Genomic DNA, 7,287 nt, shown 5'->3' with positions numbered 1-7,287 from the left:
ATTTTGGCAAACCGATTCAGTCATGGCATTGTCTAGAATACATAGATGATATTTTTTGTCAATGCGTAAGTCCTATATATTTTTTGTTACGTTTCTTTACAATCTTAGCAATTATTCCCGGATTTTGGGCAGATTTAAAAAAAATTTACTGCTGAACAAGAAATTTTGTGGTTATTTAAGCGAAATTTTGGATTAGTAATAAAGGCAATCAATACCCTATTTATTTGAGTATGATGAGGCATTATAGATTTTTTTTGAATAGGTTTTAATAGCCGCTTTTTTACAAGCAGCGGCTGGGACGCAGTGCAGAATCTAATCATTTTTAACCTCTAATTTCGGAGAAAAAAGCGCAGTTTAAAACCCTAATTATCCCGCGCATAAAATCCTAAATGATTGGAAATTGGACGTTCCTGCATGGGTATTTTATTCTGAATCGGAGCATTCAACAGTTTCGCTCCTGACGGCGATGCTACTGCAAAAGTTACCGACCCGCCACCATCTAAATTTAGCACTGTCTCAGCTCCCAACTGCATCGAAATATGAGTTATTTCGCTCAATTTCAGCCCTTCACTGTAAAGCCTCTGCTTGCCGTCTGCCAGAATTAACCACAACTTGTCGCCTGTTTTGTCGATCGCCGCGACGGCACGGGGATAGGGTTTATCCTGTGTGCGTTCTTTCTGGCTTTGTGCTACGGGTTGGCCATTTTTTACCAGCAAAGTATCTCCGGCAACTGCATAGGCTGTTCCCGCAGGACAAGTACCGTTTTCGATTATTTGAGCGCGGTTTTTGGCATCAAAACAAAGGGCGGGAAAGCCTGAATGTGGTTGAGAATAAGCTTGGCTTTTGGCAATGGCGTGTCCGACATTATTTACTCGATCGCCACTGCGGGGATAGTAATCCCAAGGTGCTTCCTCGATGCAGGGATAAAAAAAATTGCCGTTGACTGCTAATTGCAATTTAAATTCTTTCAGGAATTCAGTAGCGGTGCGGGCATTGGTTTCTGTTAAATCGGGTGTTGGGTTTCCGGGAGTGACAAAAATTCCTATTCCCGGCGCTTTTAGGTCGATGCTAACAATGTGAATTAGGGTGGGACGCGGATTAGTCCGAAATTCCCTGCGGTAGGCTATTCCCTGAAAGAGCGATCGGGCTTCGTTTGTTTGTTGGGGACGCAAAAAGTAGGGAATGTTGTAGAGTAGTATTGGTGCGAGCAATATTCCGAGACCGAGAATATGCCAAATTGGTTTGATCGTGGGTCGATAATTCATACCATTTTAGATTTGAGATCGGGGAGGGGAAAACTGACAGATTTATATATTTTCAAGCATCCTGTACTAATATGAAGTATTCGGGTTCCAATAATTTTAGCAATCAAATTTTACGAAATCGATCGTTCCAAGGACAAGTTCTTAACGGTGCTGATTTCAGCGGTGCGGATGTTCGAGGCTGCAATTTTAGAAATGCTCAGTTAGCGGGTGCGAATTTTATCGGTGCGAAAATCGGGCTTTCTCGGCGACAGATAGCTGTTTTGAGTGCTGGGGCGATCGCGATTTGTTTGGTTGTGGGCGATGTTCTGACTCGACTGATTTTGGGAACTCAAGGACAATTACCGGGCTCTGGCAGTTGGCCTTTTGTTCTGTTGCTGTACGGGGTTTTGAGCGCTGCTGGCTTCGCTTCGGCGATCGCCAGCAAACAGCCAAAAACCTCAAAAGCGGGTAGATTGGCACGAACAATTTCTGCTATTCTATCAGGAGCTTTGCTGGGATTTTTCTATGCTGGCACTGCAACTAATAATAATTCCCAGGCTGCTCTTGCTGGAATGTCGATCGGCGGGGTGTTAATGTTTTTTGTGAATTCCCGGATTCGTAGCCAATTTTCACAGGTGGCGATCGCATCGGCTGGAAGTGTGGCGACTTACGCGGCGGCTTTTTTGTTCAGTGCAACGGCGAGCGCTTTTCTGAGCACTCACAAACTGTTTTGGGGTATGTGTTTCGGTTTTCTGTCGCTGCTGTATCTTTGGTTTGCGTTTGTGTCTTTCTCGGCGCTTGTTAGAGAGATTGGAAATGCTGAGGGTACTTCGTTCAGAGGGGCAAACCTCGCTGATGCTAAGTTCGATATAAATTACCTCAATCTAAAATCTAAAATTTAAAATCTAAAATTACCCGACTGATATTCAAACAGCAATTGAGCCAGCAGAAAGCGACGCTTTGCTGCAAACGGTGAGGGAGCAAATGGTCGTCTAAAATTTGAATCCCAACGACAGCCAACTGCTCAAAAAGATGGTCGAATGTATGGGAGATTCGCAGGGAATGGTGAGGCTGAGTTTAGCCGAAACTGTCGGCTCAATTGGCAAACTTGCAACTTTTTTTTTGCTGGAAGCTCTCGCACATCACCGCAACCCTGTCGTGCGTAGAGCCTCTGCTAAAACGCTGACTCTGATTTGCGAGGCGATCGCCCGAACCACGCTGCTAGAAGCTTTTTTACACGATGAGGATCAAGTCGGGGGAGGAAGAGTGGGATTAAACACAAAGCCTGCGGTTTCCAACCGCGCCTACACAAACAAAACCCACTTGGAGTGGGTTAAAGAATTTTTACTCGATCGGGCTTGACAATTTCCTCTCAAAATGAGAGGATAAGCATAGTAGTCAAGGATCAAAGCAATCGATGCCAAACAAAAAAAGACACCAACCAAAAACCCATGCACCTAATCTCGATCTCCAACCTCCGTAATGATGCGGCCCAGTATCCCGATGTCAAAACTGAAATTGATACCTTGCATAAAAAATTCAAGAATGCAAAATGGCAGAATTTGGAGGAGGTTCGCAAGGAGTTCCGGGATGCCGAAGCAGTAGGAAACTTCACCGTCTTTAATATCAAAGGCAACAAGTATCGCCTGATTGTCGGCATCAACTACGAGGCTCAAACTATTTTCTACAAATATTTCCTAACCCATGCTGAATACGACAAAGACAAATGGAAAAATGATACTTACTTTTGATCGAGCAACTTATAGCAACTTGCTTGCAGAAATTGCTCCCAAGGCGATCGAAACCGAAGAGGAATACAATCGCTTCCTGGCAGTGGCAGAACGGCTAACCTTCGCTAAAAACCTCACTCCAGAGGAGAGAGTTTTATACAAGTTGTTAGTAACGCTCATTGAAGTTTATGAGACAGAAAATTATCCGATCGAATCGGAGCCTCATGAGATTTTGCAACACATCATGGAATCCAGCGGCACCCGTCAAGCGGACTTGGTAGGTATCATTGGATCGAGCGGTGTGGTGTCTGAGGTTGTCAATGGGAAAAGAGCGATTAGCAAGGCACAAGCTAAGGCACTAGGCGATTATTTTAAAATCTCACCTAGCTTGTTCATTTAATTTGGAAATTGGGCATTGGGAATAGGGCATTGGTTATTTGTGATTAGAAAAACTACTAACCAGTAACCACTAACTATTACCCATGCCCGATGCCCGATGCCCATGCCAGAGGCATCTGACCCTAGAAAAGCGATCGCCCTTGATTTTTCTAAAAGAATTCAAGGGCGATCGCTCTAATCAAAGTATTTAAGTAATTGGACAGAATTAATTACACACTGATTTTTTGCTGATTTTTTACTAGACAAGGCTTGTAGCCCAAATTTTTGTGTAATTAATTGTGTCCTACTACTTATCTCAGATCAGAGATTTTTTTGGCAAGCTGTTTTTTTTGCCTAAACAGCTTGTTTAACGGAGAGGGAGGGATTCGAACCCTCGTTAAGTTGCCCTAAACACACTTTCCAGGCGTGCGCCTTCAACCGCTCGGCCACCTCTCCAGGGCTAAATTCATTCATTTAGCCACAGCTAAACTATATTAGCAGAACAAATCTGATTTGGGAAGGGGTAACGGCATAAATTTACTGTTTAATGTGGGTAGGGTGTCAAACGAGCGGGCTTGGATTCTCCTAGCTGTGTCGCAAACCCCTTCATCTAAAGGAGTTTGCCCGCCAAACCCCAATCTAAAATCTAAAATCTAAAATCTAAAATTCCATGACTCACTCTTACACAATTAAAATTCATAACAGACAGACAGGCGATCGCCACACCGTGCGAGTACCCGAAGACCGCTACATCCTGCAAAGCGCGGAAAACCAAGGAGTAGAATTGCCATTTTCCTGCCGCAACGGCGCTTGTACCGCCTGTGCGGTGCGCGTCAAGTCGGGGGAACTGCACCAGCCAGAAGCAATGGGGCTTTCGGTGGAACTGCAAAAAGAGGGTTATGCCCTGCTGTGCGTCAGCTATCCCCGTTCCAACATCGAGGTAGAGACGCAAGACGAAGACGAAGTGTACGAACTGCAGTTCGGCCGCTACTTCGGCAAAGGTAAAGTTAAAGCCGGTTTGCCGTTGGATGAAGAGTGAGGCAATTTGATAAATAATCAACTACCAATTATCCATGCTTTATCGATTATGTGCGATCGCCCTTTGTCTGTTGTTAGCTAGCTGCCAAAAACCAGAAATTCCCCAAGGTACGATCGCCAAAGTAGAAAGGGCCATCAGCGGCCAAACAATCGAAGTTATCAGTACAGCCGACAAAATAGCCTTATTAGAACAAATCAGGCTGATTGGTATTGATGCGCCGGATTTAAAACAGCAGCCTTGGGGAGAAGCAGCCAAACAAAGACTAGAACAGCTAACTGGGGGAAAACAGGTATTGTTAGAATCAGACATCGAACAGAAAGACCGGTTCGATCGCAAACTAGCCTACTTGTGGCAAGATAAAATTTTGCTCAACGAACTGCTAGTCAAAGAAGGTTATGCCCTGGCCTCAGCGCGATCGCCCAACACCAAATACCAGCAGCGACTCGTGAACGCTCAAGAATGGGCGAGACTCATGGGTAAAGGCTTGTGGAATCCAGAACGAGCTTTGCGCCAAACTCCTGCAGAATTCCGCCAGCAAAATCGGAAATAGTCAATCGATTTTAGATTTTAGATTTTAGATTTTAGATTGAAGCATTGACCCCACCGATAAATACGTTCGGCAAGTTTCATCGGGTACAGGTTTTTATTTCTGGACGGATGAATCACGTGGCGGGTATCGTGGATGCTTTCGGTCAGTTGGGAATTGTTGACAACTGACAACTGACAACTGACAACTAACAACTAACAACTGACAACTGACAAGTGACAACTGACAACTAACAACTAACAAATGACAGACAATCAACTGCAAAACTTCTTAGAAATAGCCACCGAAGCAGCCCTAGCCGCCGGTTCCGTCCTGCAATCTTTCTGCGGAAAATTAGAAAAAATTCAAGAAAAAGGCCGATCGGGCGATTTAGTCACAGAAGCCGATAAAGCCTCAGAAGCCGTCATTTTAGAAATTCTCGGCCGCCACGTACCCGACCACGCCATCCTCGCCGAAGAATCCGGCAAATTAGGGGATGCCAGCAGCAAATACCTGTGGGCGATCGACCCTTTGGACGGCACAACCAATTATGCTCACCAATATCCTTTTTGGGCCGTGTCGATCGGACTTTTAATCGACGGCATACCACAAATAGGAGTAATTTACGACCCTTTTCATAATGAATTGTTTCGGGCAGGCAAAGGATTGGGAGCAACCTGCAACCGATCGCCGATCGAAGTTTCCCAAATCTCAGAATTGAGAACCAGCTTGCTAGTCACTGGCTTTGCATACGATAGGCGCGAAACAGCAGACAATAACTATGCCGAATTCTGTCACCTCACCCACCTCACCCAAGGCGTGCGACGCAGCGGTTCCGCATCCCTAGACCTCGCACACCTCGCGATGGGGCGATCGGACGGATACTGGGAACGGGGACTCGCCCCTTGGGACGTAGCAGCAGGTGTAGTCATCGTCTCCGAAGCCGGAGGTCAAATTACAGCTTATGACGGCAGTACCTTTGAGATGAACTCAGGTCGGATTTTGGCAACAAACGGCAAAATACACGCCGAACTCAGTGGCGCACTGCTAGCAGTTCCTCCGTTATCTTCCTGGGGGTAATCTACCCGCAGCAAGAGATCGGGGGTAGTACGGGGGTCAGAACCCCTTGACTCAAGCTACATTAAAGAATAGTGAAAAGCCAGGAAAGGAAGAGTAAAAGTTATGTCTTTTGAAATGACAAAAGGGCTGTTCAAGTATGACTTTACTGATCAGCACGCAATTTTGGGAATTCCCTTAGACGCCGAGTTTAACGACATCCGCAAGCGCTACATGAAAATCGCCCGCCGGTTGCATTCGGATACTTGCTCTTTTGAAAGCCAAGCCGATAAAGATTGGGCTAACCAATTTTTGTCAAAAGTAGTCAATCCGGCTTACAACAAATTCTCTAAGGAAAGCGATCGCAAAGAATACAGCCTGCTATTAGCAGCCATCGGCAAGCGCGTCGTTAAAGAACAGGCGAAAATGCAAATTGAAAGCGAAGCAGCCAAACAGTTAGCTACCGCTAAAGATTGGGAAGAAGCGTACAAAACAGCAGTTAGCAAACTCGCTCTCAAGCAGTACGAATCAGTTAAGGAAACGCAAGAGGCGATCGATCAAATTAGCGAACTTAACATGGTTTACTTGCTGCGAAAAGAGCGCATTGGCATTGCAACCCCGCCACCACCCCCAACCCCAATTCCCCCAACCCCAATTCCAACCCCAACCCCAAATCTACCCCCAAATCTACCCCCGCCCAAAGATGACCCGCGGATCGAAGCCTATTGCCGCCGAGCTCAAGGATTTATGGACAGCAAAAATTACGCTAAAGCAAGTTTGGAGTTGAGGGAAGCCCTGAAGAACGCCCCAAAACACAGCAAGGCTCACGCTATGTTAGCAATGTGTTACCTTGAACAAAATCAAGCCACAATGGCTAAACTTGAGATGAACAAAGCTTTGGCATCAAATCCTGAAGAACCGACGGCTTTGGAGGTTAAGAAAAAGCTGGAACAAGCTGCCGCAAAAGCCAAAAAAGGTGACGAGAAACCAGGATTTTTTGCAAGTTTGTTTGGCGGGAAGAAGAAGTGAGAAGTTGTGATTTGTGAGTCTTGAATATTTAGAAACGGGTGAACTGCTCAGCAGTGGAGTGAGCTAGAGCAAAAAATCAAGACTTGGTGAGATCAAATGCGGTGACATCGGAATTATACCATCAGTGCGATCGTCCCGCGATCGCCGGTGCTCCAGGAAGAACGGGACGATCGCACTGACGGGGAAAATAATTATTCCGATGCAAAAGAAAACGATATGACGCCTTAATTTGTTAAAGTCGAATGTTAAGCTTGCCTGGTTCGACTTTAACAGCCTCCCCTAAAG

Annotated in this window: 10 protein-coding genes and 1 tRNA gene; 9 read left to right on the top strand and 2 right to left on the bottom strand. The window is 45.6% G+C overall.

Annotated elements, in window-relative coordinates:
• Positions 1-362: 362 nt before the first annotated feature.
• Complete coding sequence (locus tag QUA16_RS17195) at positions 363-1,265, bottom strand: phosphodiester glycosidase family protein (protein WP_333104600.1); 903 nt, start codon at positions 1,263-1,265, stop codon at positions 363-365.
• Between the two features lie 71 nt (positions 1,266-1,336).
• Between QUA16_RS17195 and QUA16_RS17190 the strand changes: the two genes are divergently transcribed.
• From QUA16_RS17190 to QUA16_RS17175, 4 genes are all read left to right on the top strand, one after another.
• The gene (locus tag QUA16_RS17190) at positions 1,337-2,146 is read left to right on the top strand and encodes a pentapeptide repeat-containing protein (protein WP_333104601.1); all 810 of its coding nucleotides are present in this window, start codon (positions 1,337-1,339) and stop codon (positions 2,144-2,146) included.
• 97 nt (positions 2,147-2,243) lie between these two features.
• On the top strand, positions 2,244-2,606 hold the full coding sequence (locus QUA16_RS17185) for a HEAT repeat domain-containing protein (RefSeq protein WP_333104602.1): 363 nt from the start codon (positions 2,244-2,246) through the stop codon (positions 2,604-2,606).
• 89 nt (positions 2,607-2,695) lie between these two features.
• Entirely contained in the window at positions 2,696-2,995 is a 300-nt protein-coding gene (locus QUA16_RS17180) for a type II toxin-antitoxin system HigB family toxin (RefSeq protein ID WP_265239314.1), read from the top strand.
• On the top strand, positions 2,979-3,374 hold the full coding sequence (locus QUA16_RS17175; protein ID WP_333104604.1) for a transcriptional regulator: 396 nt from the start codon (positions 2,979-2,981) through the stop codon (positions 3,372-3,374). The genes QUA16_RS17180 and QUA16_RS17175 overlap by 17 nt, the downstream gene beginning before the upstream one ends.
• Positions 3,375-3,723: 349 nt before the next feature.
• Here QUA16_RS17175 and QUA16_RS17170 read toward each other — a convergent pair.
• Positions 3,724-3,808 (bottom strand) — tRNA-Ser (locus QUA16_RS17170).
• 214 nt (positions 3,809-4,022) lie between these two features.
• Between QUA16_RS17170 and QUA16_RS17165 the strand changes: the two genes are divergently transcribed.
• The 5 genes from QUA16_RS17165 (at position 4,023) to QUA16_RS17145 (ending at position 7,002) form a co-directional block, all read left to right on the top strand.
• The gene (locus QUA16_RS17165) at positions 4,023-4,391 is read left to right on the top strand and encodes a 2Fe-2S iron-sulfur cluster-binding protein (RefSeq protein WP_172186552.1); all 369 of its coding nucleotides are present in this window, start codon (positions 4,023-4,025) and stop codon (positions 4,389-4,391) included.
• A 34-nt stretch (positions 4,392-4,425) separates the two neighbouring features.
• Positions 4,426-4,941, top strand: coding sequence for a thermonuclease family protein (locus QUA16_RS17160; RefSeq protein WP_333104605.1), 516 nt, complete (start codon positions 4,426-4,428; stop codon positions 4,939-4,941).
• Positions 4,942-4,985: 44 nt separating this feature from the next.
• Positions 4,986-5,108, top strand: a complete 123-nt coding sequence (locus QUA16_RS17155; protein ID WP_333181264.1) for a hypothetical protein — start codon at positions 4,986-4,988, stop codon at positions 5,106-5,108.
• Between the two features lie 73 nt (positions 5,109-5,181).
• The gene (locus QUA16_RS17150; protein WP_333104606.1) at positions 5,182-5,997 is read left to right on the top strand and encodes an inositol monophosphatase family protein; all 816 of its coding nucleotides are present in this window, start codon (positions 5,182-5,184) and stop codon (positions 5,995-5,997) included.
• Positions 5,998-6,099: 102 nt separating this feature from the next.
• Positions 6,100-7,002, top strand: a complete 903-nt coding sequence (locus QUA16_RS17145; protein ID WP_333104608.1) for a tetratricopeptide repeat protein — start codon at positions 6,100-6,102, stop codon at positions 7,000-7,002.
• Positions 7,003-7,287 lie beyond the last annotated feature (285 nt).

The organism is Microcoleus sp. S13_C3 (assembly GCF_036700905.1).
Taxonomy (GTDB): Bacteria; Cyanobacteriota; Cyanobacteriia; order Cyanobacteriales; family Microcoleaceae; genus Microcoleus.
This window is presented reverse-complemented; position numbering and strand designations above follow the sequence as displayed.